The 25,369-nt window shown below is 59.6% G+C and carries 28 protein-coding genes; 15 read left to right on the forward strand and 13 right to left on the reverse strand.

Annotated features, from left to right (window positions below; genetic code table 11):
• Positions 1-64: 64 nt before the first annotated feature.
• Positions 65-496: an RDD family protein gene (locus ACR0IP_RS01345; protein WP_480523352.1), complete on the reverse strand. Its 432-nt coding sequence runs from the start codon at positions 494-496 to the stop codon at positions 65-67.
• A gap of 66 nt (positions 497-562) precedes the next feature.
• Positions 563-985, reverse strand: a complete 423-nt coding sequence (locus tag ACR0IP_RS01350; protein WP_480523354.1) for a DUF2852 domain-containing protein — start codon at positions 983-985, stop codon at positions 563-565.
• A gap of 143 nt (positions 986-1,128) precedes the next feature.
• Here ACR0IP_RS01350 and ACR0IP_RS01355 point away from each other — a divergent pair, with 143 nt between their 5' ends.
• Genes ACR0IP_RS01355 through ACR0IP_RS01375 form a run of 5 tightly spaced genes read left to right on the forward strand, consistent with a single transcriptional unit; the run spans position 1,129 to position 6,397 of the window.
• Entirely contained in the window at positions 1,129-1,515 is a 387-nt protein-coding gene (locus ACR0IP_RS01355; RefSeq protein WP_480523356.1) for a DUF4440 domain-containing protein, read from the forward strand.
• Between the two features lie 49 nt (positions 1,516-1,564).
• Positions 1,565-4,360, forward strand: a complete 2,796-nt coding sequence (locus tag ACR0IP_RS01360; RefSeq protein WP_480523358.1) for a [protein-PII] uridylyltransferase family protein — start codon at positions 1,565-1,567, stop codon at positions 4,358-4,360.
• Complete coding sequence (locus ACR0IP_RS01365; RefSeq protein ID WP_480523359.1) at positions 4,344-4,616, forward strand: hypothetical protein; 273 nt, start codon at positions 4,344-4,346, stop codon at positions 4,614-4,616. Before ACR0IP_RS01360 ends, ACR0IP_RS01365 begins: the two co-directional genes overlap by 17 nt.
• 39 nt (positions 4,617-4,655) lie before the next feature.
• The gene (locus tag ACR0IP_RS01370) at positions 4,656-5,858 is read left to right on the forward strand and encodes an RSP_2647 family RNA methyltransferase (protein ID WP_480523361.1); all 1,203 of its coding nucleotides are present in this window, start codon (positions 4,656-4,658) and stop codon (positions 5,856-5,858) included.
• The gene (locus ACR0IP_RS01375) at positions 5,855-6,397 is read left to right on the forward strand and encodes an RSP_2648 family PIN domain-containing protein (protein ID WP_170373963.1); all 543 of its coding nucleotides are present in this window, start codon (positions 5,855-5,857) and stop codon (positions 6,395-6,397) included. The genes ACR0IP_RS01370 and ACR0IP_RS01375 overlap by 4 nt, the downstream gene beginning before the upstream one ends.
• Positions 6,398-6,467: 70 nt before the next feature.
• Here the strand turns inward: ACR0IP_RS01375 and ACR0IP_RS01380 are convergent, their stop codons facing one another.
• Together ACR0IP_RS01380 and ACR0IP_RS01385 are read right to left on the reverse strand one after the other, a co-directional pair.
• Complete coding sequence (locus ACR0IP_RS01380; protein WP_170688817.1) at positions 6,468-7,154, reverse strand: M48 family metallopeptidase; 687 nt, start codon at positions 7,152-7,154, stop codon at positions 6,468-6,470.
• Positions 7,155-7,239: 85 nt separating this feature from the next.
• Entirely contained in the window at positions 7,240-8,586 is a 1,347-nt protein-coding gene (locus ACR0IP_RS01385) for a hypothetical protein (protein ID WP_480523364.1), read from the reverse strand.
• A 270-nt stretch (positions 8,587-8,856) separates the two neighbouring features.
• Between ACR0IP_RS01385 and ACR0IP_RS01390 the strand changes: the two genes are divergently transcribed.
• On the forward strand, positions 8,857-9,261 hold the full coding sequence (locus ACR0IP_RS01390; RefSeq protein ID WP_480523366.1) for a hypothetical protein: 405 nt from the start codon (positions 8,857-8,859) through the stop codon (positions 9,259-9,261).
• Positions 9,262-9,284: 23 nt separating this feature from the next.
• On the opposite strand, the gene ACR0IP_RS01395 is transcribed toward ACR0IP_RS01390, so the two are convergent.
• Genes ACR0IP_RS01395 through ACR0IP_RS01415 form a run of 5 tightly spaced genes read right to left on the reverse strand, consistent with a single transcriptional unit; the run spans position 9,285 to position 13,384 of the window.
• A complete protein-coding gene (locus ACR0IP_RS01395; RefSeq protein WP_480523368.1) occupies positions 9,285-10,469 on the reverse strand; it encodes a vWA domain-containing protein in 1,185 nt (394 codons plus the stop codon).
• A 3-nt stretch (positions 10,470-10,472) separates the two neighbouring features.
• Positions 10,473-10,643 carry a hypothetical protein gene (locus tag ACR0IP_RS01400; RefSeq protein WP_170373958.1) on the reverse strand — a complete coding sequence of 57 codons (171 nt, stop codon included), beginning with the start codon at positions 10,641-10,643 and terminating at the stop codon, positions 10,473-10,475.
• Between the two features lie 7 nt (positions 10,644-10,650).
• Entirely contained in the window at positions 10,651-12,015 is a 1,365-nt protein-coding gene (locus ACR0IP_RS01405) for a DUF2927 domain-containing protein (protein WP_480523371.1), read from the reverse strand.
• Positions 12,012-12,479 carry an N-acetyltransferase family protein gene (locus ACR0IP_RS01410; protein WP_480523853.1) on the reverse strand — a complete coding sequence of 156 codons (468 nt, stop codon included), beginning with the start codon at positions 12,477-12,479 and terminating at the stop codon, positions 12,012-12,014. Before ACR0IP_RS01410 ends, ACR0IP_RS01405 begins: the two co-directional genes overlap by 4 nt.
• 59 nt (positions 12,480-12,538) lie before the next feature.
• The gene (locus tag ACR0IP_RS01415) at positions 12,539-13,384 is read right to left on the reverse strand and encodes an AAA family ATPase (RefSeq protein ID WP_480523373.1); all 846 of its coding nucleotides are present in this window, start codon (positions 13,382-13,384) and stop codon (positions 12,539-12,541) included.
• A 371-nt stretch (positions 13,385-13,755) separates the two neighbouring features.
• Between ACR0IP_RS01415 and dksA the strand changes: the two genes are divergently transcribed.
• Together dksA and ACR0IP_RS01425 are read left to right on the forward strand one after the other, a co-directional pair.
• A complete protein-coding gene (gene dksA, locus ACR0IP_RS01420; protein WP_170374347.1) occupies positions 13,756-14,178 on the forward strand; it encodes an RNA polymerase-binding protein DksA in 423 nt (140 codons plus the stop codon).
• A 70-nt stretch (positions 14,179-14,248) separates the two neighbouring features.
• A complete protein-coding gene (locus ACR0IP_RS01425; protein WP_480523375.1) occupies positions 14,249-15,400 on the forward strand; it encodes an FAD-dependent oxidoreductase in 1,152 nt (383 codons plus the stop codon).
• A gap of 2 nt (positions 15,401-15,402) precedes the next feature.
• On the opposite strand, the gene xth is transcribed toward ACR0IP_RS01425, so the two are convergent.
• Both xth and ACR0IP_RS01435 read right to left on the reverse strand, forming a co-directional pair.
• The gene (gene xth / locus ACR0IP_RS01430; RefSeq protein ID WP_480523377.1) at positions 15,403-16,182 is read right to left on the reverse strand and encodes an exodeoxyribonuclease III; all 780 of its coding nucleotides are present in this window, start codon (positions 16,180-16,182) and stop codon (positions 15,403-15,405) included.
• 281 nt (positions 16,183-16,463) lie between these two features.
• Positions 16,464-16,787, reverse strand: coding sequence for a HesB/IscA family protein (locus ACR0IP_RS01435; RefSeq protein WP_170373953.1), 324 nt, complete (start codon positions 16,785-16,787; stop codon positions 16,464-16,466).
• Between the two features lie 76 nt (positions 16,788-16,863).
• On the opposite strand from ACR0IP_RS01435, the gene ACR0IP_RS01440 reads away from it, so the two are divergent.
• Positions 16,864-18,006: a deoxyguanosinetriphosphate triphosphohydrolase gene (locus ACR0IP_RS01440; protein WP_480523379.1), complete on the forward strand. Its 1,143-nt coding sequence runs from the start codon at positions 16,864-16,866 to the stop codon at positions 18,004-18,006.
• Here the strand turns inward: ACR0IP_RS01440 and ACR0IP_RS01445 are convergent, their stop codons facing one another.
• Positions 18,007-18,552, reverse strand: a complete 546-nt coding sequence (locus ACR0IP_RS01445) for a putative pterin-binding protein (RefSeq protein WP_480523381.1) — start codon at positions 18,550-18,552, stop codon at positions 18,007-18,009.
• Between the two features lie 131 nt (positions 18,553-18,683).
• Here ACR0IP_RS01445 and argS point away from each other — a divergent pair, with 131 nt between their 5' ends.
• The 6 genes from argS to ACR0IP_RS01475 all read left to right on the forward strand — a co-directional run bounded on the left by argS (position 18,684) and on the right by ACR0IP_RS01475 (position 24,286).
• Entirely contained in the window at positions 18,684-20,429 is a 1,746-nt protein-coding gene (argS, locus tag ACR0IP_RS01450; protein WP_480523383.1) for an arginine--tRNA ligase, read from the forward strand.
• Positions 20,430-20,516: 87 nt separating this feature from the next.
• Entirely contained in the window at positions 20,517-21,572 is a 1,056-nt protein-coding gene (locus tag ACR0IP_RS01455) for an SPOR domain-containing protein (protein ID WP_170373949.1), read from the forward strand.
• Positions 21,569-22,576 (forward strand): beta-N-acetylhexosaminidase, encoded by a 1,008-nt coding sequence (nagZ, locus tag ACR0IP_RS01460; RefSeq protein WP_170688809.1) that lies wholly within the window; start codon positions 21,569-21,571, stop codon positions 22,574-22,576. Before ACR0IP_RS01455 ends, nagZ begins: the two co-directional genes overlap by 4 nt.
• Positions 22,566-23,360, forward strand: a complete 795-nt coding sequence (locus tag ACR0IP_RS01465; protein WP_170688808.1) for a segregation and condensation protein A — start codon at positions 22,566-22,568, stop codon at positions 23,358-23,360. The genes nagZ and ACR0IP_RS01465 overlap by 11 nt, the downstream gene beginning before the upstream one ends.
• The gene (scpB, locus tag ACR0IP_RS01470) at positions 23,353-24,003 is read left to right on the forward strand and encodes an SMC-Scp complex subunit ScpB (RefSeq protein WP_480523385.1); all 651 of its coding nucleotides are present in this window, start codon (positions 23,353-23,355) and stop codon (positions 24,001-24,003) included. Before ACR0IP_RS01465 ends, scpB begins: the two co-directional genes overlap by 8 nt.
• Before the next feature lie 64 nt (positions 24,004-24,067).
• Complete coding sequence (locus tag ACR0IP_RS01475; protein ID WP_480523387.1) at positions 24,068-24,286, forward strand: hypothetical protein; 219 nt, start codon at positions 24,068-24,070, stop codon at positions 24,284-24,286.
• Here ACR0IP_RS01475 and ACR0IP_RS01480 read toward each other — a convergent pair.
• Positions 24,283-25,362, reverse strand: a complete 1,080-nt coding sequence (locus ACR0IP_RS01480; protein ID WP_480523389.1) for a 2'-deoxycytidine 5'-triphosphate deaminase — start codon at positions 25,360-25,362, stop codon at positions 24,283-24,285. The genes ACR0IP_RS01475 and ACR0IP_RS01480 overlap by 4 nt on opposite strands.
• Between the last annotated feature and the right edge of the window lie 7 nt (positions 25,363-25,369).

Here is a 25,369-nt window from a genome sequence, read left to right on the forward strand (position 1 = left end):
GTAGCCTCGCACCGGATGATAGCAACGGATTTTCAAGCCGCCAAGTGATTCAAGTGTGTTGCGTTCAGGCCCGCTGGTTGATCATGACTGTGCCAAGGAAGGCATCCGTCAGGCCCTGGCACCGCGCGCTGGTCAGCATCATGATGACAGACACGATCTGAACCACGAAGAACGCCATGCTGAGGAAGTATCCGGCCGTGTGGGCCACCGCTTTGCCCATATCCATCCGTTCGCCGAATGCGTCGCGCAGCTCGATCCCCATGAACCGCATGCCAAGCGTGGCAGACCCGTTCGAGATCGTGATGACCCGGTAGACAAAGCTGATCACGGCATAGATCAGCGGCAGGAAGAACAGCCCGGTCCCAAGTGTCAGGAAGACGGGGACGATGCACAGAAGTGAGATAAAGGCGATGTCGAACAACCATGCGACAAAGCGCTTGGTTGCGACGGACTGGTAGAACTCGGGTTGAGTATCGGGATCGGGCAGGTGGTTCATGGTCAGGTTTCCGAAAGGGAGGGTCGTGCTACCCTGTCCCGAATGGTCGGGACAGGGCAAGTCAATTCAGGCCGGTTCGCCTTTGCCATCGTCTTCGTGGTTTTCACGGGCGCGTTCATCCATGAACTGGTCGAACTCGGCTTTGTCCTTGGCTTCGCGCAGGCGGCGCAGGAAGGCTTCGAAATCCTGCTGTTCACGCTCCAGACGGGCTAGGGTGTCGGCCTTGTAGGCGTCGAAGGCGCTGTTGCCTGATGGCTTCATTGCGCTCATGTGACTGTGCCAGGATTTGCGGCGGGTGCAGGACTTGCTGAACATGCGTTTGCTCCAGATCATATAGGCCAGAAGGGCGAGGCCCACGGGCCAGAAGAAGATGAACCCAAGAACCATGGCGGCGATCCAGGCGCCTTTGCCTTTGTCGTCCATCCAAGCCTCGGCACGATAGAGCCACCCCGGATTTGCGGGTGCGGCGGGTTCGGACAATGCGGTCATGTAGTCTCTCCTGGGGTTGATGTAAATTCCTTTCACATGATCTAGATGGGTAGCGCTTGCGGCGTTGCAAGGGGTATATGTGAAAAAGATTTACATTTTCAGATTTGGTTGACGACGCAGGCCTCGGGCAGCAGGGTGCGGGCATGATGACTGAGAACATAAATGCGCCAACGCTTGTAGAGATCTTGGAGCTGGAAAAGCAGGTATGGTCTGCTTTGGTGACAGGCGATGCCCATGCTGACAGGGCGCTTCTGAGTGCTGATTTCCTGGGTGTCTACCCCTCGGGTTTTGCAAATCGGGACGACCATGTCGGGCAGTTCGCTGAAGCTCCGACAATGGCGGAATTCAAGTTGAGCGAAGAACGCTTGCGGATTTTGACCCCGGATATCGTATTGCTGTCCTATCGGGCTGACTATGTGCGACCAGGCGCGGAGGAGTGGGAGGCGATGCTCATATCTTCCCTTTGGGAGCGTCGGGCAGGCGCTTGGATCAACAGTTTCAGTCAGGACACTCCGGTCGAACAGGAATAATGCGTCTGCCGCATTGACCTTGCCGCCCAGCGGTGCGCAGGGTCCGGGTATGACTGAGAGTTTGACCATCAACCGTCTGCCGCGCGCGTTCGACCAATCCTTGGGCGACGAAACCCGCGCTTTGCTTGCCGACCTGACGACTGAGCAAGGCGATCTGATCGCCGGAACCGCCGGGTCCAGCCCGTATCTGAAGGGGCTGATCGAGCAAGAGAAAGTGTGGCTGCCGCAGGCCATGCACCAGCCAGACAACGCCTTGGCAGAGGTGATGGAGGCCGCGCGTACCCTCGCGCCTGATCAGCTCAAGCCGGGGTTAAGGCTGGCCAAGCGGCGGATGGCTGTTCTGACCGCTTTGGCGGATATCGCGGGTGCTTGGCCATTGGAAAAGGTAACGGCAGCGCTGACTGATTTTGGCGCACTGGCGGCGGATGTGGCTGCAAAGGCCGAGATTGCTGCCTTGATCCGCCGCAAGAAGCTGCCTGGAAAGACCGAGGATGATGTCGAAACCGCTGCCGGGATGGTCATTCTCGCGATGGGCAAGATGGGCGCGCATGAGCTGAACTACAGCTCGGACATCGACCTGATCGTTCTGTTTGATGAAACGCGCTTTGACCCGGATGATTTCTACGAAGCCCGTCACGGAATGGTGCGAGCCACGCGCAATTTCTGCGCCACGCTCAGCGACAAAACCGCCGACGGGTATGTATTCCGTACCGATCTGCGCCTGCGACCGGACCCCGCAGTGACCCCGGTCTGCATGGCGACGGAGGCGGCAGAGCGCTACTATGAAAGCCTCGGCCGCACTTGGGAGCGGGCCGCCTATATCAAAGCGCGCGCCTGCGCGGGGGATCTTGCGGCCGGAGAGCGGTTTCTGGACACCCTGAAACCCTTTGTCTGGCGCAGGCATCTGGACTTTGCCGCCATTCAGGACGCCCATGACATGCGCCTGCGTATCCGCGAGAACAAAGGAACGGGCGGCAGCCTCTCGATCCCCGGTCATGACATGAAACTGGGGCAGGGCGGCATCCGAGAGATCGAGTTTTTCACCCAGACCCGGCAGTTGATTGCAGGGGGGCGCGACCCCGATCTGCGCGTGCGCGGCACGGTGCCTGGGCTGGCGGCTCTGGCGCAGAAGGGCTGGGTGCCGGAAGAGGTTGCGGAAAAGCTGACCGATCACTATCGCGCGCATCGCGAGGTCGAACATCGCATTCAGATGATCCATGACGCTCAGACCCACAAGGTCCCTCAATCTGAAGACGGGATCGAACGGGTCGCCTGTCTGATGGGTCTCAGTAGTAGCGATCTGACCAAGGACCTGATGCGCCGCCTGACCGAAGTGCATGAGCTGACCGAAGGCTTCTTTGCACCGGGCGCAGGGCCTACGCCGACGCCCGCGCCTGAGGTGACGTTCGACCAAAATATCCTCGCCCGCTGGGCCACATATCCGGCCCTGAGGTCTCAGCGCGGGCGACGTATCTTCGACCGGTTGAAGCCCGAGCTCCTCTCGCGCCTTGCCAAAACCGCGCAACCCGATGAGGCCCTGTTGGCTTTGGATGGCTTTCTCGCAGGCCTGCCAGCGGGTGTTCAGTTGTTCTCGCTCTTTGAGGCCAACCCACATCTGATCGACCTTTTGATCGACATTGTTGGCACCTCGCATGCGCTGGCGTCACATCTGTCGCGCAACGCCTCTGTGTTTGACGCGGTGATTGGGGGCAGTTTCTTCAGCGATTGGCCTGGTATGGAGGTTTTGCAAGCCGAGTTGGTGGAAGCACTGGCGCAGGAAGCCGACTATGAAACGCAACTGGATCTGGCGCGGCGCTGGTGCAAGGAATGGCATTTCCGCATTGGCGTTCACCACCTGCGCGGCCTGATCGACGGGGCGCAGGCGGGTCGGCAATATGCCGAGCTGGCGCAAGCCGTTATCGCCGCGATCCTTCCTTACGTGACCGACACCTTCGCCCACAAACACGGCCCGGCACCGGGGCGCGGAGCGGCCATTCTGGGCATGGGGTCACTGGGGGCAGGGCGGATCAACTCGCAATCCGATCTGGATATGATCGTAATCTACGATCCGCTTGATCAGGACATGTCCGACGGTCCCCGCCCACTGGCCACGCGCACCTACTACGCAAGGTTTACGCAGGCGCTGATCACGGCGCTTTCGGCGCCGATGTCTCAGGGGCGGTTGTATGAGGTCGACATGCGCCTGCGCCCCTCAGGCAATCAGGGGCCGGTGGCCACCAGTTGGGCCAGTTTCACGCATTACCAGCAGGAAGAGGCCTGGGTGTGGGAACATCTCGCCCTGTCTCGCGCGCATGTCGTCGCCGGAGACGCGGGCTTGGCTCAGGACATCGAAGCCTTCCGAACCGAGCTTTTGTCGCGGCCTCGGGAGGCAGACAAAGTTCTGCGCGAAGTGGCTGAAATGCGAACACGTCTGGCGGCTGCCAAGGCCCCGGCGGGCGTTTGGGATGCCAAGAACGGCCCGGGCCGGATGATGGATATCGAGTTGATGGCCGAGACCGGAGCGCTGATGGCAGGCCTCGCAAACCGGGATGTAGTGTCTGGCCTCGACGGGGCGGTCGCTGCCGGTTTGTTGGATGTCGCGCAGGCACAAACATTGAAGGACAGCTACGATCTATGCTGGTCGGTACAATGCGCGGCGCGGCTGCTTTCGGGCAAGGTGATTGAGGCGGACAAAATCGGCGAGGGCGGAGCGGCCTTCCTGTGCCGCGCTACCGGGTACGAACAGGTCGAATCGCTGCAATCCGCATTGCAGGACAGCTACTCCACCGCCGCCGAAATCATCGGCAGCGTAATCAAAGAGGATGAAGATGGCGCGCAGCACTGACCCAAACGACCCCAAGGGCCTGATCCGCGAGGCGTATAACATCGAAGGCATCGCCATGCCTGAATGCCGCAGCATCTTTCTGGACTGGGCGCTCAGCCTGCCCGATGGCGTAGATCAGAAACAGGCTCTGGCCCAACTGCACGCGGCCTATTCCGCGCGGGAGGCCGACCATCCCATGACGCAAGTGATGACCGAAGGGCTTCAGGCCGCCCAAGCGCCCAAGCGGCGCGGCGGCTGGCGCTCTCGGCCGCGCTAGGGGGTTTTCCTTCGGGCTATTCGCGACTATGAGGCGGTCATGACCCAAGCCGCTGACCGCCCCCGTATCCGCCTGAAACCCAAAGCCAATGCGCGCGGGCTGCGTCATGGTTTTCCTTGGGTCTATGCCAACGACATCGTCACCGACCGGCGCACGCGTAAAATCCCCGCTGGGGCGCTGGCCGTGCTTGAGGATGACAAACGCGCGCCGATCGCTCTGGTCGCGGTCAACCCGGAGTCGAAAATCATGTGTCGCGTTCTGGATCGCAATATTGAGGCCGATCTGAACGCGGACTGGTTCGAGACCCTCCTGCGCCGCGCGCTTGAGATGCGCGAATGCCTGTTTGACGCGCCATACTACCGTCTGATCCACGCCGAGGCCGATGGTTTTCCCGGTGTGATCATTGACCGTTTTGGCGATGCCTGCGCAATCCAGCCCAACGCCGCCTGGGCCGAGGCGCATCTGGAGGTGCTAACCGACGCGCTGGTCAAGGTGACCGGCGTGGCAACCGTTCTGAAAAACGCCTCGGGCCGGACCCGCGGGTTGGAGGGTTTGGACGACGTCAACCAAACTCTGCGCGGAACCGCGCCAGTCACGCCTCTGCCTGTGCCCATGAACGGAGCGACCTACATGGCCGATCTGACCGGCGGCCAGAAAACCGGCTTGTTCTACGACCAGCGCCCAAACCACGCTTTTGCCGCGCGTTTGATGCATCCCGATGCTCAGGTTTTGGACGTGTTCAGCCATGTGGGCGGCTTCGGCCTCGCCATGTTGGCAGGTGGGGCGGCACGGGCACTATCCGTCGATGGGTCTGCCGCTGCATTGGATCTTGCCACAAAAGGGGCCGAAGCAAGCGGATGTGCTGACCGGTTCCAGACCCGCCAAGGCGACGCTTTCGATGTGCTGACACAACTGGGTGAAGAGGGCGCACAGTTCGACGTCGTCATCTGCGACCCGCCCGCCTTTGCGCCTTCGAAACAAGCCCTCGACGCCGGCCTGCGCGCCTATGAACGCATCGCTCGCCTCGCCGCCCCACTTGTGAAACAAGGCGGCTATTTGGGCCTCTGCTCCTGCTCTCATGCCGCAGATCTGGGCCGCTTCCGCGATGCCTCCTCTCGCGGGATCGGACGGGCCGGACGGCAGGCGCAATTGATCCACACAGGCTTTGCCGGACCCGATCATCCACAATTGCCGCAATTGGCTGAAAGCGGTTACCTCAAAGCCGTATTCTACCGGCTGTGAAGGCGGTTCTGGATACCTGCGTCATCTACCCCACGGTGATGCGTGAGATGCTGCTGGGCGCGGCAAAACTGGGCCATTTCACCCCCATCTGGTCCGCGCGCATCCTCGAAGAATGGGCCCGCGCCGCCCGTAAACTCGGCCCCGAAGGCGAAGCACAGGCCCGCGCCGAGATCGCACTAGCCCAAGCGCACTGGCCCAAAGCCGAACGCAAGGTAGCAATGGGTATCGAACAACGTCTCTGGCTGCCCGACAAGGCCGATATCCACGTTCTGGCCACGGCCATCGAGGCCTCGGCGGATGTCATCGTCACCGTCAACGCCAAGGACTTCCCCAGAAACATCCTGTCCGAAGAGGGCCTTGAGCGCCGTGACCCAGACAATCTGCTCCACAGCTTCTGGCAAACCGACCCTACGGGCATGACGAACGCGGCCAAGGCGGTCCTGTCCGAAGCCAACCGCCTATCGGGCGATCAATGGACCCTACGCGCGCTCATGAAAAAAGCCCGCCTGCCGCGCCTGGGCAAAGCCCTGACCACCTAAACGGGATCCCCCTTCATCTGGCTAAAAATATCCCGGAGAGCGCGAGAGGCTGGCCTCTCGCTGTACACCCTCAGCCACGCGCCCAACGCTGCTCCAAAGCCTCCAACGCCGCAATCCGCTCATCCGTCTTTGGATGGCTCATCAGCCACGCAGGCACAATTCCGGCACGCTGCTGCGTCAGGTCTTCCAACTTGTGGAACAGAGATTTCTGCGGCGCGATCCCAATCCCGGCCTTGGTCAGCAAGGCGGCGGCATATTCGTCGGCCTCATACTCATCCTGCCGAGACAAACGCGACGCCAACAGGGAGGTCAGCGCATTCGCAATCATGGCCCCGATGAAGGGAATGAACCGGTTCAACACCATGATCAACGCGGTCCGCATTGCGTTCTGGCCTGAGAAATCAATCATCCTCCGCTTCGCATGCCCCAAGGCCACATGACCCAACTCATGGGCAATCACGCTCGCCATCTCCTCGGCCGAGACCTCACCGTTGCGAAACTTGCGATAAAACCCGCGTGTGATGAATATCCGCCCGTCCGGAGCCGCCAAGCCGTTCACCGGGTCAATCTCGTAGATATAGACCGGCACCCGCGCGATCTCTAACGCGGCGGCCAGCCGGTCCGTCATCCGTTTGAGGGCAGGGTCAGCCAGTTCGGTCGACTTCTGATCCAACTCGCGATGGGTGCGCCAGATGGAAATCCGGTACATCACAAGGCCATAGGCAATCGCCAGAAGGATCGGAGTTAAGCGAAGCATGACATAGATATGGGCGGCTCACCCAGTCTAGGCAAGCCGCAATTGCAATTAAGTCCTAGGTCAAAACATGCCCCGAATGCTGAACCTACCTACCCGGCAGAGGAAGCTGCAAGTTCGAATGGAATTCAGAGAGAGACTGTTTCGTTAACGTGGTACCTTTTGAAGCCTCGAAAAAGGCATGTTCTGCCTCTTTCTCAGCGACCAATGCATCAACTCTCAAATCCCTGACATCTGCGCGCAGGTCGTCACGTGCCTCTTCATAGGTTTCGGCGTCACGCAGTTCGTCTTCTAGCGCGTTCAGGTCGTCTTCGTAGTTGGGGTCCGAGGGATCAAGCGCGGCAATGTCGTCGGCAATGTCGTCGCTGCTACGACCGTCGTAGCTTTCATTCAGGTCCCGCAGCTCGCGCCGGGCGTCATAGAGATCCCCGCGCAGGTCATAGTAGGTTTCCGCAGCGGCCTGATAGGTCGCGATCTTGCCGACATTGCTGTTGGGAGACGCGTTGCGAAACGCCGGAGCCGCCGCTTTCGATGCGTTCAGATTGCGCAACTTGTCCGAGCCATACGGGTCGGTAATCGCAGCCACAAGCGGATCGCGGTAATAGCGATACCGATCCTTCTTTTGATGCGAATAGGTGTCATAAACATCCCGCTTTTCATCCCACAGTTCGTAGGTCGCATCGTCTTTGGTGTATCTGTAACGATCAGGATCGTAGGGCACGGGCTGGATTGTTACTCCATCCTTGTAGCGATGCCGCGGCTGCGGCAGATCCAGGTAACCGTGGAACTGAGACAAAGTGCCTTTGGTCACTGTCCGGCCTTTGGACGCGTCGAAGAAGGCGGTCTCTGCGTCCTGCAGGGCGTCGCGGGTTTCGTGGCGCAAATCCCTGACATCTGCGCGCAGGTCGTCACGTGCCTCTTCATAGGTTTCGGCGTCACGCAGTTCATCTTCTAGCGCGTTCAGGTCGTCCTCGTAATTGGGGTCCGAGGGATCAAGCGCGGCAATGTCGTCCGCAATGTCGTCGCTGCTACGGCCGTCATAGCTTTCGTTCAGATCACGTAGCTCGCGCCGTGCGTCATAGAGATCTCCGCGCAGGTTATAGTAGGTTTCCGCAGCGGCCTGATAGGTCGCGATCTTGCCGACATTGCTGTTGGGAGACGCGTTGCGAAACGCCGGAGCCGCCGCTTTCGATGCGTTCAGGTTGCGCAACTTGTCCGAGCCATACGGGTCGGTAATCGCAGCCACAAGCGGATCGCGGTATCTACGCTTGTCCGGGTTTTGTTCGTCGTAACGCTTGGTGCGATAGTCCGAACGGGCAACCGGTCGCGGGGAGTATTCGACCGGAGCAATGGACGCTTTGCGATAGGCTTTGTTTAAGCGTTTTCCGCTGGCCTTGGGTTTCACACGAGAGCGTTTGCCGAACAGTTCTTCCACATCGCGTTTGAACTCTCGCCCAACGTTCGCGAGGGTTGTTTTCTGAACTTTGCCGCTTCGCGACTTGTTGTTGGAAGGTTTTGGGGACTTCGCTTTCTGCTTGTTGCCAGTTCCGAATATGTTGCGAGCGCGTTGAGTTGTGGACTTGGCTTTTTGCTTTTCGCCATTTCCAAATAGGTTGCCAGAGCGTTGGGTTTTGGACTTCGCTTTCTGCTTGTTGCTATTTCCGAATAGGTTGCGAGAACTCAGGGTTTTGGATTTGGCTTTTCCATGATCCTTACCGGCATTTTTTGCGCCGTTGCTTTTGCCAGATTTTCCCTTTTCGCCGCTCTTGCCCCCGTCTTTTCCTCCCTTACCGGAATTCCCCTTGCCACCTCCGTTACCCCTTCCGTTCCCTTTGCCTTTGCCGTTGCCTTTATCGTTTTTTGCGTAAGCCGCATCCGGCGCAAAGGCAAAAGTTGCAACGGCACCGGACGCCAGCACCAATGCAGAAATGGTCAAAAAAGATGTCAGGTAATTGCGAAGTTTAGATTTGGTCATCTCAGCCCCCCAGCATCGATCCGCTTGGTTTATACCACGAATCTCAAAAATGCGGGGAATATTGCTTCGATTGTTTCCTCTGAAGCTATTTCGAGGGCAAAATCTAAGACTTTGTCTTGTTTTTGGCAGCGTTGATCTACTTCAACGCGCAGCGACGTCTAGCGAGTCAACTCTCGCATGCCTTGTTCCAACCCAGCCAGCGTCATTGGCACCATGCGGTCCTCGAAAATCTCTTGGATCATGCCGATGGAGTGGGTGTAGCCCCAGTATTTCTCGGGCACCGGGTTGATCCACAGGTTTGAGGTCCACTGCTCGCGCGCGCGCTGCAGCCAGACTTGGCCTGCTTCTTGGTTCCAGTGCTCGTTGGCGCCCCCGGGGTATGCGATTTCGTACGGGCTCATCGAGGCGTCGCCGACGAAGATGCATTTGTAGTCGCCGCCGTAGGTGCGCAGCACCTCGTGGGTTGGGATCTGTTGGTCCCAACGGCGGCGATTGTCGCGCCAGACGCCTTCATAAAGGCAATTGTGGAAGTAGTAATATTCCAGATGCTTGAACTCGGTCCGTGCGGCCGAGAACAGCTCTTCAACCACCTTGATATGCGGGTCCATTGATCCGCCGACGTCGAGAAACAGCAGGACCTTTACCGCGTTATGCCGCTCGGGGCGGGTTTTGACGTCGAGATAGCCGTGTTCGGCAGTGGCGCGGATGGTGCCGTCCAGGTCCAGCTCCTCCGCCGCGCCCTCACGCGCCCAGCGGCGCAGACGCTTCAAGGCGACCTTGATGTTGCGCGTTCCTAGTTCAACAGTGTCGTCTAAGTTCTTGAATTCGCGTTTGTCCCAGACTTTCACCGCACGCTGGTGGCGGCTTTCCTTCTGGCCGATCCGCACGCCTTCGGGGTTGTAGCCATAGGCCCCGAACGGAGAGGTCCCGGCCGTGCCAATCCACTTGTTCCCCCCCTGGTGACGGCCTTGCTGCTCTTTCAGGCGTTCGCGCAAAGTGTCCATCAGCTTGTCAAAGCCGCCAAGGGCTTCGATCTCGGCCTTTTCCTCGTCTGATAGGTGTTTTTCGGCCATATTGGCCAGCCAGTCCGCGGGGATGTCGACCGCCTCCAGCACCTGATCGAAACTGATCTCGCCCAGCCCCTCAAAACTGGCGGCAAAAGCGCGGTCGAACTTGTCGATATTGCGTTCATCCTTCACCATCGAGACGCGGGCGAGGTAGTAGAACGCCTCGACATCATACGTGGCCAAGCCCTTTTTCATCCCCTCCAGAAAGGTCAGATATTCCCGCAGTGAGACCGGGATGCCTGCTTTTCTGAGGTTTTCGAAAAAGGGCAGGAACATGGGCTACACCAAGAACCGCACAAGGATCAGAGACAGGATCAGGCCCAAAAGCGCAAAGGCGATGCCGTAACCGGCCGCGTATTGCGCCATGTCAGCCCGGTTGCCGTTGCGCTTGCGCGCGGCCATTACGCCCAGGATCGCACCCAAAACAGCCATTCCCACTACTACGAGCATTCGTCTGTTATCCGCCTGTATTGTTTCTCGACGTTCCAGCGTCGCCTTCGGCCAGAGACCGGGCCACCAGATCCGAGCCAAACCCGTATCGCGCCCATCCGATACTGTCCAGCCTGACGGCACGTGCCTGCTGCTCCTGTCCGGCTTGTTTCAGAGCCTCGGATTTCAACAGCAGCAACGTCGCCAGAAGTGACGCGTTCTCGGCCCGTGTTATCACGTCAATTGCAGAGTTCAGATCGGGCAGAATTTCGGGCCCTCTGTCCTGCGCCAGCGCAAAAGAAGCCGTTTGCGCCGTGACATGCGCGCGGTGAACCTCGGTTCCAGGTGTCGCGTTCAGGAATTGCAGCGCGATCTGGTAGTTCTGCAAGGCGGCTGCGGGGTCGCGAAACTGGATCATGCGGCCCATCAGGTAGTGTGGATAGGCGCGGCGGTGGTCGGTCCAGCCCTGTCGCCGTCCGATCTCGGCCGCGCGTTTTGCTGCGCGCAGTTGTCGGGGAGACCCGGGACCGGGACCGAGGGCTTTATTGATTGCGTCAACCCATTCGCGCGGGGTTTCAGTCAATGGCTGCACTGGTAGCCGGTCGCCGCGCGGGTTGAGGCGGCTGAGAAGGCCAGGGATCACGGCCTCGACCTGTTCGCGGGTCATCCCCGAGCGTAGTTCAGGAGAATAGGCCGCCCGCAGGATCAGCATGTCGAAACCGGTCAGAACGGTGTGGATATTGTCATCGTTAAATACGGAATCAGGCAGATGATAGAGGTCGTTGAGCGGCCCCAGCGCCTGCGCCAGTTCCTCATGCAGGCAATCGCGGATTTCCTGTGGGCTAACATCTGCAGGGATGAAAATGCCCAGACGCTCGCGCTGACTAAGCTCGGTCCAGCTGCTTTTCGCTTTGCGGCGGTCGCGGCGGTATTCCTCAAGGCTCGATGAATTGGGCACAACGAAGCAGGCAGCATTGGGCAGGATGCGTTGAATATCGCGCTGAGTGACGGCCTCAATGGTGATGTTGGCCTGACCTTCGGGAATTTGCCGAATGTCGATCCTGGCTTCGCGTCGAATGCGGTTCAACAGGCTGGTCAAGTCGCGCTGCATGCTGGCCGTGGGCGTGCCGGTCAGGCGCACAGTGACGGGCGTTTCGAACCGGGTGAAAACCGGTAGTTCCACACCGCTTTCCAGCGCAAAATGCAGGTCCAGGAAGTCGGCGGCAATGTTAGTATTGGACCGCGCAGGGGGCGTTGGCCGCGACGCCGAGAACGACTTGGTAGGGGGCAGGGATTGCTCAACGACCTTGACGTTGTCCGGCAATTCGATCCGTTCGACCGTTGTACAGGCTGACAGCGCCAACACTGCAACGAAGGCGACAAACCGCTTCATGCGCGATTGTACTTTATGAACGGCGTCAGGGTGCCAATCCGATCATAGAGCTGGCGCGCGGTGTGATTGAACTCCTGCGTGAGCCAATAGACTGACGGAGCGCCTTGGCGATCGGCCTCATCATAGACCGCCTGAATCAGGGCGCGCCCGACGCCGGTTCCGCGCGCCTCGGGGCGGGCGAACAGGTCCTGGAGATAGCAGACATTCTCCACCTTCCAGCCATGACGGTGAAATAGGAAATGCGTCAATCCGACAAGCTTGCCGTCTAGTTCGGCAACAAAGCCGGAGAAATCCTGCGGATCATCGCCCAGCAGACGTTCGAATGTCGTGTCGTAGATCGTGTCGGGCAGGGTGGTTTCATAGAACGCAAGATAATCACGCCACATTTCAGCCCATTGGGCCTTGTCCTCGGCGGTCAGTGGGCGGATTTTTAGGTCTTTGGCCAAGCGATACGTCCTGCTTATTTGGTTTCTGGGATGCTGACACCCGGACCGCCAAGAAGCAAGCCGCGCTCACATCCTGTTCAACGTCGACTGCGCGCCATGAAGGCCAATCGCTCAAACAAATGCACGTCCTGTTCATTTTTCAGCAGCGCGCCGTGCAGTTTGGGAAGCGCGTTGGCCCCGTCGCGCTTGAGGTCTTCGGCGCTCAGATCCTCGGCCAGCAGCAGCTTCAACCAGTCCAGAACCTCGGAGGTTGAGGGTTTCTTCTTCAAGCCTTGCGTGTCGCGGATTTCGTAGAATTGCGTCAGCGCGGTGGTCAACAGTGCGTCCTTGATGCCGGGATGATGGACTTCGACAATGCGGCGCATCGTGGCTTCATCCGGGAAGCGGATATAGTGAAAAAAGCAACGGCGAAGGAAGGCGTCGGGCAGCTCTTTTTCGTTGTTTGAAGTGATGATCACGATCGGGCGGTTCTTTGCCTTGATCGTCTCGCCGGTCTCGTAGACGTGGAACTCCATTTTGTCGAGTTCCTGCAGAAGGTCATTGGGAAACTCGATATCCGCCTTGTCGATCTCATCAATCAGCAGAACGACCTTTTCGTCGGCCTCAAACGCTTGCCAGAGCTTGCCCTTGCGGATGTAGTTCGAGACGTCATGCACACGCTCTTCGCCCAGCTGGCTGTCCCGCAACCGGCTGACGGCGTCGTATTCGTAAAGGCCCTGCTGCGCGCGCGTGGTGGATTTCACATTCCACTCGATCATGCGCAGACCCAACGCGCCGGCGACCTGTTTTGCCAATTCGGTCTTGCCAGTGCCGGGTTCCCCTTTGACCAGCAAGGGGCGCTCCAGCGTGACGGCGGCGTTCACGGCGATGGTCAGATCTTCGGTGGCGACATATTCGGCTGTGCCTTGAAAACGTGCGGTCATCGGGTCCTCTTGATGTTTCCGGCGAAACTGTGGTGTCCGGGTTACCGAGCGATGGGGAATTTGACAACCCGGGCCGCTGCGTCGGTGACTCAAATTTACCAGCGAGTCCAACCGCTTTTGCATGATTCGCAGGCAGGTGCCTTTCTTGAGGGTTGAACAATGCCCTGAAATTGCCTGTCGATTTTCACAGAAAAACAAGGATTTGTTGTTTTAAGTCTCATATTTAGATGAAGGCTTGCGACGGGGCGTCGGTTCTACGTTTGTGTAGTGACATTCCAGCGCCCGTCGGCTAAACGCTGCGCAGAAGGGAGAGCCAAATGTCTGGTGAAGCAACCGTGACCGACGTTACAGGCCATACCGAGGGAGCAAATATGAAGCAGGAAGTTTTTCTGCCGGAGGACTACCGTCCGGCCGAAGATGAGCCTTTCATGAATGATCTGCAGCTTGAGTATTTTCGCCGCAAGCTGCTGGACTGGAAGACAGAACTACTCGCAGGCAGCCGCGACACGATCGAAGGGCTGCAGGACAACACCCGCAACATTCCGGATGTCGCCGACCGCGCCAGTGAGGAAACCGACCGCGCGCTGGAACTGCGCACACGGGATCGTCAGCGCAAACTGGTGGCGAAGATCGACTCGGCCCTGCGCCGGATCGACGAAGGCGAATACGGGTATTGCGAAAAAACAGGCGACCCGATCTCGCTGAAGCGTTTGGATGCGCGCCCGATCGCGACCATGACGCTCGAGGCACAGGAACGGCACGAGCGTCGCGAAAAGGTCCATCGCGACGATTGATCGTCCTTAAATGTGAAGAATTCAAACGCCGGGGCCTGTCGCTCCGGCGTTTTTGCGTTAAGGCAAGGCCATGAAGATCAACGGTTTGAAGTTTTGCGTGGTTGGCGGCGGAATTGGCGGTCTTGCGGCGGCGTTGGCCCTGCGCCAGCGCGGGGCGCAGGTGACGGTGCTAGAGCGGGCCCCAGCGCTGACCGAGGTCGGAGCAGGCCTTCAAATCAGCGCTAACGGGATGTCCGTTCTGCGCGCCTTGGGGGTTGCGGGGGATCAGCCTAAAGCCGCGCAATTCTCGTGCGGAATTATTCTGCGCGACTATCGCAAGGGCCGGGTGATCAGTCGTATTCCAGCCCCGGCGGCGGGCCCGACATTCTACTATCACCGCGCTGACTTGCTTGAGTTGTTGCGACAGGCATCAGAGGAAGCAGGTGTCGACATACGCCTTGGTGCGCGCGTGCAGACGGTTCGAAAACATCCGTCCGAGGCCGAGATTGTGCTGGATGACGGTGAGCGCTTGGGGGCAGAATGTGTCATTGCGGCAGATGGAGGTCGCAGCACCCTTCGCCCGATCCTGAATGGCCCCGAGGCTCCTGCCTTTACCCACCAGATCGCCTGGCGTGCAACGGTGCCTTGGGAGGACCGGGTCGAGAGACCGCAAGCCTCACTGACTATGGGGCCGGGGCGCCATGTGGTCACCTATCCGCTGCGCGATCAGCACCTGATGAACGTCGTCGCAATTGAAGAACGCTCGGACTGGCAGCAGGAAGGCTGGCGCGTAGAGGGCGATCCCAATGAACTGCGCGCCCGGTTTGCCGATTTTGGAGGGCCTGTGCGGGACATTCTGACAAAGGTCGAAGAAACGAATCTGTGGGCGCTGTTCCTGCGTCCGGTGGCCGAGAGATGGCAGAACGGACGCTTGGTCCTGTTGGGCGATGCCGCCCATCCGACGTTGCCCTTCATGGCGCAAGGGGCCTGTCTGGCTCTTGAGGATGCCTGGGTTCTGGCACGCTCATTCGACAGCCAATCGGGTGTGAGACAGGCTCTCGCAGCCTACGAAGCCGCGCGCCAGCGTCGCGCGCAACATGTGGTCGCTGCGGCATCTGCTAACGCGCGCAACTTCCATCTGCGGGGTCCTATGCGTCTGGCCGCGCAAGCGGTTCTGGCAGCAATAGGTCCGCGCCTGACGCGGAAATATGACTGGATCTACAACTACGACCCGACCGTCTGATCTCAGATGTCCAGATCGACCCAAACCGGCACGTGGTCCGAGGGTTTTTCGTGCCCGCGCACCTCTTTGTCGATTTGACAGTCTTGCATCAGATCCGCGGCCTGAGGGGTCAGTAGAAAATGGTCGATGCGAATGCCGTCATCCTTGTTCCATGCTCCGGCCTGATAGTCCCAGAAGGAATAGTGGCCTGCACCTTGCACGCGGGCACGGAACGCTTCGGTGAACCCAAGGTTCAGGATTTTGCGGAAGGCAGCCCGGCTTTCGGGGCGGAACAAGGCGTCCTCCCGCCATGCATCGGGGCGTTTTGCATCTTCTGCTTGGGGAATGATGTTGTAGTCGCCCGCCATCAACGCAGGCTCTTCGCTCGCCAACAGGGCACGGGCTCGGTCGTAAAGCCGCTCCATCCACGCCAGTTTGTAGTCGTATTTTGGCCCGGGCGTTGGGTTTCCGTTCGGTAGATAAAGGCCACAGACCCGCAGCGCCTGCTTGCCGACAACAGTTGCTTCGATCCAACGCGCTTGTTCATCTTCATCGTCACCGGGCAAACCGCGCGTCACATCCTCCAAAGTTAGCTTCGAGAGGATTGCGACTCCGTTGAAGCTCTTCTGACCATGTGTTTCGACATTGTACCCGCGTTCTTCGAAGATTTCTCGGGGGAAGTTCTCGTCGACGGACTTGATTTCCTGCAATAGAACCACGTCCGGCTGGGCTTCATCCAACCAACGTGGCAAGGCTTCGGCCCGCGCTTTTATGCCATTGATGTTGAACGTGGCGATTTTCATGCGCGATCCTCCAAAGCTGTTGGCAACCTATCGCCCAGAATGATCCCATCGGCAAGGTGGTGGATGGGGTTGCGAGGCTCTGCCTCGCGCTCCGAGGTATTCTTGGCCAGATGAAGAAACGGATCCTTAACCAATTTTGTTGTAGCAATGAGATGCTGTACAGGCGGAGGCGCCGATGACCGCGCCAGGTGAAGCTCTCCGGCGTTCAGGTCGGAGAGTGGATCCCTGCTTCACCTGGCTGAAAATACCTTGGGGGTGTGGGGGCAAAGCCCCCACGTGGTTTACATGGAAAACGACGTGCCGCATCCGCAGGAGGACGTCGCGTTGGGGTTTTCGATCACGAACCGCGCGCCGATAAGTTCCTGGGTAAAATCAATGACTGCATTTTCCAGAAAGGGCAGGGAGATCGAGTCTACAATCACCTTTTGGCCTTTGCCTTCCAGCACAAGGTCGTCCTCTTTTGGTTCGTCCAACGCGATTTCGTATTGAAAACCGGAACATCCCCCGCCTTCAACGGCGACACGCAAGGCCTGACCCTGATTGGCGGCACCGATTTCAGCAAGGCGCTCAAACGCTCGTTCTGTGACTGTCGGAGGCAGATTCATGCCGGACTCCAAAGGTTTATTTCCCAACCAACGTACAATATATGAAACCTATCGACAGGCGACAAGGACCAGACTTTTGGATAGAGCGGGTTTTGCCTCGGATCCAGGCCGCGCACGGGGGCGGTTGGTGCCTGAGGAGGAAAGCAGTTTCCGGTCATGCTTTCAGCGTGATCGGGATCGCATCATTCATGCCAGCGCGTTCCGGCGGCTTAAGCACAAGACGCAGGTTTTTGTCGAACATGAAGGCGATAGCTACCGCACCCGCCTGACGCATTCAATCGAGGTGGCTCAGGTCGCGCGCACAATTGCGGGGGCTTTGGACCTGAATCCGGAGCTGACGGAGGCCATCGCGCTTGCGCATGATTTGGGTCACACGCCTTTTGGTCACACGGGTGAGGATGCGCTGCATGCGTTGATGGTGCCCTATGGTGGTTTTGACCACAACGCGCAGGCCATCCGTATCGTCACCAAGCTGGAGCGCCACTATGCCGAGTTCGACGGCTGCAATCTGACATGGGAATGTCTGGAAGGGATCGCAAAGCACAACGGACCGGTGACCGGAGAGCTTCCTTGGGCTCTGGCCGAGTGTAATGGTGGGTTCGATTTGGAACTGCACACTCATGCCAGCGCCGAAGCGCAGGTGGCGGCCTTGTCGGACGATATTGCCTATAACAACCACGATCTGCTGGATGGGCTTCGGGCCAGTCTGTTCTCTGACGATGAAATCCAGCAACTCCCGATTGTGGGAGAATGCTATGCGGCTGTTGATCGGGCCTATCCCGGGCTTGACCCGTATCGCCGCCGGCATGAGGCGTTGCGACGGGTTTTTGGTGTTATGGTCTCGGATGTGATTGATACGTCGCGGGAGCTTATTGCCGGATCGGGGGCGCAGTCGGTTGAGGATATTAGGCACTATGGCGCTCCGGTCATTCAGTTTTCCGACGGGCTTTGGGGGCAACTCAAGGAAATCCGCGCCTTCCTGTTCGCGCGGATGTATCGCGCGCCTAGTGTGATGGAGGTTCGGGAAAAAGTGGCTCGTGTGGTCGAAGACCTGTTCCCGATCTATCTGAATGATCCCAAACAGATGCCAACCCGTTGGCATGACGACATCGAAACAGCGCAGGATGAGACTGCGCTGGCGCGGATCGTTTCAGACTACATTGCGGGCATGACAGATCGGTTTGCGCTGCAGGAGCATAAACGCCTGACAGGCCAGTAACTATTCGATCCCGATATAGGCCAGCGCCCACACCTGCTGACTGGCCTGTTCCGCAGCAAGATCAGCGTTGTCGGTCGGCGGGAAGACGATCATGGTTGGGCCGTAGCCGCCGATGCCCATTGGGCTGCCATCCGCATGGGTCGCGACAATGGGGTTGTGGGCCTCGATACTGCTCCACGGAATTTCTGCCTGATAGCCGTCCAGCGCCATGGGTTTGGCGGTTTTCCCTTCGGCCCCGGCCATGGTCATGACCGCTGACAGAAGAGGGCCGGAGAACGTGATCTCGCGTTTGTTGCCTTCGGGGCCGTAGGGTATCGTGATTTCGGTCTGATCAAGCGCGTCCAGCATCGCGGTGTCGAAACCGGCTGCTCCGCTATGCGTGACCTCCAGATATCCAAGCAGACCGCCGTCATTCTCGCCGCGTGCGGGCAGGTTGGTCTCAGACACCGCGCCGCCCAATGTCAGCAGAACGTGCCCCTTGGGCGCGGGCATCTCGGCCCATACGGGCGTCGCTAGGGCAAGGACAAGGGGCAGGACTAGGCGCATGGGTCGTCTCCGGTTTTGCAATCCTGCTCAAATTAGCCGTGTTCGTGGACAATCCAAGCCCAAACAGATGCCCTCCATTGACCTTGACGCTTTGCGTGGTAAACCGCCGGGCAAGCAAAAGGACATCCGAAATGAACCTGTTTTCCGAGATCCGCGGTCTTGTACTGGACGCGTTGGCGCAGATGCAGTCCGAAGGCGCTCTGCCCGAGGGGTTGAGCTTTGACAACGTGGCGGTCGAACCGCCGCGCGATGCTGCGCATGGCGATATGGCGACCAATGCGGCGATGGTGCTGGCAAAGCCCGCCAAGATGAAGCCGCGCGACATTGCGGACGCTTTGGCAGTCAAGCTGGCCGCCGATGACCGGATCACCAGCGCCGAGGTTGCGGGGCCGGGGTTTCTAAATCTGCGTCTGGCCGCGACGGTCTGGCAGGGTGTTCTTGCGCGCGTGTTGGAGATGGGCGCGGATTATGGCCGCTCGACTATGGGGCAGGGGCAGAAGGTCAACGTGGAATATGTCTCGGCCAATCCGACCGGGCCGCTGCATGTGGGCCATACGCGGGGCGCGGTGTTCGGGGACGCTCTGGCGAGTTTGCTGGCCTATTCCGGCCATGACGTGACTCGTGAGTACTACATCAACGACGGTGGCGCGCAGGTGGATGTGTTGGCGCGCTCGGCTTACGAACGCTATCGCGAGGCCAATGGTCTGAGCCCCGAGATTGCTGAAGGTCTCTATCCTGGCGACTACCTGATCCCGATCGGCGAGGCGCTGAAAGAGAAATACGGCGACAGCCTGATCGACAAGCCCGAGAGCGAATGGCTGGAAGACCTGCGCAACTTCGCCACCGACGCGATGATGGACCTGATCCGCGCGGACCTGAAGGCACTGGGCGTCGAGATGGACGTGTTCTTCTCGGAGAAATCCCTCTATGGCACGGGCCGGATTGAAGCCGCGCTGCAGTCGCTGACGGACAAGGGCCTGATCTATGAGGGCGTGCTGGAGCCGCCCAAAGGCAAAAAGCCCGAGGATTGGGAGCCGCGCGAGCAGACTCTGTTCAAATCGACAGAACATGGCGATGACGTCGACCGCCCGGTTAAGAAATCGGATGGTGCCTGGACCTATTTCGCCCCGGATATTGCCTATCACTACGACAAGGTGAGCCGTGGTTTTGACGCTCTGATCGACGTGTTTGGCGCGGATCACGGTGGCTATGTCAAACGAATGAAGGCCGCTGTTTCGGCTCTGTCCGACGGCAAGGTGCCGCTGGATATTAAGCTGACCCAGCTAGTGAAGCTGTGGAAGAATGGCGAGCCGTTCAAGATGTCCAAGCGGGCCGGGAACTTTGTCACCCTGCGCGATGTGGTCGATCAGGTTGGGCCGGATGTGACCCGTTTCGTGATGCTAACCCGCAAGAACGACGCGCCTCTGGATTTTGATTTCGACAAGGTGCTGGAGCAGAGCCGTGAGAACCCCGTGTTCTACGTGCAATATGCCCATGCCCGCGTCATGAGCGTGCTGCGCCGCGCCGCTGAGGCCGAAATTGCCGCCGACGATGCGACCCTTGTGGGCGCGGATCTGGGCAAGATTGACCATACCTCAGAGCTGGCTGTGGCCAAGAAACTGGCTGAATGGCCACGACTTGTGGAAATTGCCGCGCGCACTAACGAACCGCACCGCGTTGCGTTCTATCTGTATGAATTGGCAGGGGATTTTCATGCTCTGTGGAACAAGGGCAATGAAGAAACTCAACTGCGCTTCATCCAGGATGGCGATGTTGCCACAAGCCAGTCGAAAATCGCATTGGCCCGTGCCGTTTCTGTTGTGATTTCAGCAGGCTTGGGTATTCTTGGCGTTACTCCGGCGCAGGAGATGCGGTAACCAATACCGCCCGAACCGCCGGTCTGAGGCAGACAAGAAATGACCCGCGCGCCTTAATTTCAGGTGCAATCGGGCGGTGAGGCGGACATGACGAGTTACGATTACTCGGGGCATCAAAGCCCCGGGCAGATGCATTACCCGAATCAATCCTATGCCGATGATGGGTATGACTACCCTGACGAGATGGCCGACCATGCCGCGCCGCGCAGCGGTTTTGGCGTTGGCAAGGCGATGAACGTGCTGGGGGCGGTTGCCTCTCTGGCGCTGGTCGCCGGGATCGGAATCTGGAGCTACAAGCTGGTGATGCGCGATGTCAGCGGTGTGCCTGTTGTCCGCGCCGCCGAAGGTCCGATGCGCATTCAACCCGAAAACCCGGGCGGACGCCCCGCAGATCATCAGGGTCTGGCCGTGAATGCCGTTGCTGCCGAAGGCTCGGCAGCCGCCCCTGCGGATCGTCTGATCCTAGCCCCGCGTCCGGTCTCGCTGACGGATGAGGACCTGCCCGCTGGGGAACTGAAGCCGACCAAAGCTGTTCATGTCGTCGAAGCGCCGATTTCGAACGAAGAGGCCGCGGCGCTGCGGCAGAACGCAGTGGACGCACTGGTCGCCGAGCTCGCGGGCGAGGCGGCTCGTGCCAATGATCAGCAAACCGAGGATGGCGTGCAGCTAGCGTCACTGGTGACGCCCGAGGAAGAGCCTGCGATTGACCCTGCGGATTTCGCCGCAGCTCTGCCAGACCCGACCATTGCCGAGCTTCCGGGTGTGCGCCGCTCGTTGCGCCCGCAAACCCGCCCGGCCCGCCGTGCGGTGGTCACCGATACGTCTGAGGCAGCGATCAACGCGGCCGTCAAATCCGCCGTTGGGTTGGATGTAGACCCTGACACACTGAGCAAAGGCACTCGTCTGGCGCAGCTTGGCGCTTTTGAGAGCGCGGATGTCGCCAAATCCGAATGGGCGCGTCTAAACGGTCAGTTCGGTGAGTATATGGACGGAAAACAGCGTGTTATCCAGAAAACCTCAAGCGGTGGCCGCACCTTCTACCGGTTGCGCGTGCTTGGTTTTGATGACCTGAGCGACTCGCGCCAGTTCTGTGCGGCGTTGGTAGCGCAAGGGGCGGACTGTATCCCGGTGGCCGTCAGGTGACGTTTGGGGCCGCGATTTCTGACGCAGAAGCGCTGCGGTTGACCGATGACGAAAGGGCCTTGTTCCGTGATATGAACCCGTTTGGGTTCATCCTGTTCGCGCGCAACATCGAAAGTGCCGATCAGGTCCGGGCCCTGTGCGATGACTTTCGCGAGGCCGTTGGGCGGAATTGTCCCATAACGATTGATCAGGAGGGAGGCCGTGTTCAACGTCTGCGCGCCCCTCTGGCGCGCGAATGGATGCCGCCGCTCGATCATGCTGAACGGGCCGGAGAGCATGCGGAACGCGCCATGTACCTGCGCTATCGCCTGATTGCGCATGAGCTATTTGAGCTGGGGATCGACAGCAACTGCGCCCCGATGGTGGATGTCGCGCGCCCGGAAACCCACGCCTTTCTACGCAACCGCTGCTACGGCAGTGATGCAAAAAGCATCGCTCAACTGGGGCGGGCCGTTGCGCAGGGGCATCTGGATGGGGGCGTTTTGCCCGTCGTCAAGCACATGCCCGGTCACGGTCGGGCCACGCTGGACACACATTTCGACCTGCCGCGCGTCGACCTGCCGCTCGAAGAGCTGACGCAGACCGATTTCGCCCCGTTCAAGGCTCTGAACGACCTGCCAATGGCGATGACCGCTCATCTGGTGTTCGAACAGATCGATCCGACACCGGCCACGATCTCGGCCCCGATGATGAAGGTCATCCGCGAGGTGATTGGCTTTGACGGGTTAGTCATGACCGATGACATCACCATGAAGGCGCTCAGCGGGTCGGTGCCCGAACGTGCGGCACGGGCCTTGCAGGCGGGCTGTGATGTTGTTTTGCACTGCAACGGCAGCTTTGACGAACGTCGTGATGTGCTTGAAGCCGCAGGCCAGATGACCGAGGCGGCGCAGGCCCGCGCAGATCGGGCCTTGGCCATGCGCAAAAAGCCCGCCGAACTTGACATCGAGGCCACTGAGGCTGAACTATCTGCCCTAATGGGCGGGCAGGTATATGAACGATAGTCTTTTCAGCGAAGATCCGGTTTCGGTCGCCGACCGGCTGGCAGCCGAAGCGCTGATCGTTGACGTTGACGGTTTTGAGGGCCCGTTAGATGTGCTCCTGACCCTGTCACGGACGCAAAAGGTCGACCTGCGCAAGATTTCGGTCCTGGCACTGGCGCAGCAATATCTGGCTTTTGTCGAAAAGGCGCGCGCGCTGCGGATCGAACTGGCCGCAGACTACCTGGTGATGGCCGCTTGGCTGGCCTTTCTCAAATCCCGCCTCCTGCTGCCGCCTGACCCGGATGATGAGGGGCCCTCGGGTGAGGAACTTGCAGCCCACTTGGCGTTTCAGCTCGAACGCCTGCAGGCCATGCGTGATGCCGCCGCCCGGCTCATGGCGCGGGACCAGCTGGGGCGCGATTTCTTCAAGCGCGGGCAGGCCGAAGACGTCACTCGCATTCGCACAGTGACCTATTCCGCCACGCTGTTGGACTTGATGCAGGGCTATGCGCGTATCCGCACCCGCGATGAATTCCGCCCCTTTGTGATGGACCGCGACTCGGTGTTCACGATGGAGCAGGCGCTGGAACGTATGCGCCCTCTGATCGGGTTTGCCGGTGCCTGGACCGATATGGAGACCTATTTGCCCGACGGATGGGACGGTGATCCGGTGCGGCGACGCTCGGCTACGGCGGCGACTTTCGCGGCCTCGCTGGAGCTGGTGAAAGAAGGACATATGGAGATCAAGCAAAGCGATACCTTTGCCCCGATCCATCTGCGCAAGAGGACCGAGACCCGTGACTGACGCCCCCGAAGAAACCGGCACCCTGTTCGAAGCGCCCCCTCTGGCCGAGCAGGAGCGGATGGTCGAAGCGGTGCTGTTCGCCAGCGCGGAACCGGTGACGATTGCGGATCTTGAGGCGCGGATGCCCCATGGAAGCAGTGCCGCGCAAGCCGTTGAGTTGCTTCAGAAACGTTACGAGGGCCGCGGTGTACGCGTGGTCAAGGTGGGTGAGGCATGGGCGATCCGGACCGCCCCTGACCTTGGCTTTCTGATGCAGAAAGAAACGGTTGAGACTCGCAAACTGAGCCGCGCGGCAATCGAAACACTTGCCATCGTGGCCTATCACCAGCCTTGCACGCGGGCTGAGATCGAAGAGATACGCGGTGTCTCTGTCTCGCGCGGGACAATCGACCAACTGCTCGAGATGGAGTGGATCCGTCTGGGCCGCCGCCGCATGACGCCGGGCCGCCCGGTGACCTTTGTCGTCACACCCGAGTTTCTGGATCATTTCGGGTTGGAAAACGCTCGCGATCTACCGGGCCTCAAGGAATTGCGCGCCGCTGGCTTGTTGGAAAATCGCCCGCCGCCGGGTGCTATCCCACTGGGCGAGGGGCGCGAAGACGAAGTTGACGAAGATCAGACCGAACTCTTCGAGGAACAGTGATCAGACAGCCCTTTTGTCGCCGCATAGATACCCTATGTTTAGGTGCAGGAAACGGAGTTGAGCAATGAATGCAAATCGGATCATTGACATGATCGTCCGCCAGGTCATGCGCCGACTTGTCAACAAAGGCATCGACAAGGGGTTTGATATGGCAAGCCGTATGGGCGGTTCGTCGGATTCAGGCGATACCCAACCGAAAGGGAAACCGGGGCCGGCCCAGTCGCAGAGTATCAAACAGGCCAAGCAGATGACCCGTCAGATGCGGCGGTTCATGCGGTTTTAGGTAGCCGCCTTGAAATGTTTGGACAGTTTCAGCCCCTGTCCCTGATAGTTCGAGGATATGTCCGCGCCATATAGCTGCGTGGGCATTTCGGACATCTTCTCATAGACCAAGCGCCCGACGACCTGACCGTGTTCCAGCACGAATGGGGCCTCGTGGCAGCGGACCTCAAGCACACCGCGCGATCCGGCACCACCTGCGGCGGCATGGCCAAAGCCGGGGTCGAAGAAGCCTGCATAATGCACCCGGAATTCGCCGACCATGGCCAGGTACGGGGCCATTTCCGCCGCGTACATGGGTGGGATATGCACCGCCTCGCGACTGACGAGGATGTAGAACGCGCCGGGGTCTAGGATGATACAGCCATCACTCGTGCGCACCTCTTCCCAATAGTCTCGTGGGTCGTATGCGCGGATCCGGTCCAGATCAATCACGCCGGTATGCGGCTTTGCACGATAGCCGACCAGATCGGTGTCGGGCAACTGCAGGTCAACGGAAAAGCCTAAACCGTCCTGAATGACGGCAGGTCCATCGACCAGCGGGGATTCGGTGTGTAGCGCGGTCAATTCGGCGTCGGTCAGAACGGCTTGACCCTGACGGAAGCGAATCTGGTTCAGCCGCATGCCCGGCCGAACGAGAACCGAGAAGGACCGTGGACAGATCTCAGCATAGAGTGGACCGGTATAGCCTGCGGGCACCCGGTCGAACTCGGTGCCGCCATCGGTGATTGTTCGCGTCAGCAGGTCCAGCCGCCCGGTTGAGCTTTTGGCATTCGCCACCGCGCTGGTCTCAGCGGGCAGGGCGAGCGATTCCATCAACGGCACGAGATAGACGCAGCCTTTCTCGAGCACGGCTCCGTCGGTGATATCGATCCGGTGCATCTCAAACTCGGCCAAACGGTCGGCGACCGATCGCCCTTCGCCCGCAAGAAATGAAGCGCGGACGCGGTAAGCCACTGTTCCCAAACGAAGATCAAGGCTGGCGGGTTGCACCTGTGCCGGGATCACGTCCGGGCTGGCACTGATCTCACCCCGTGTGATCATCGCTTCGATCTGCTGGTTTGGGCATACACCTGTCATTTCGATC

Source organism: Ruegeria sp. AL11 (genome assembly GCF_056540865.1).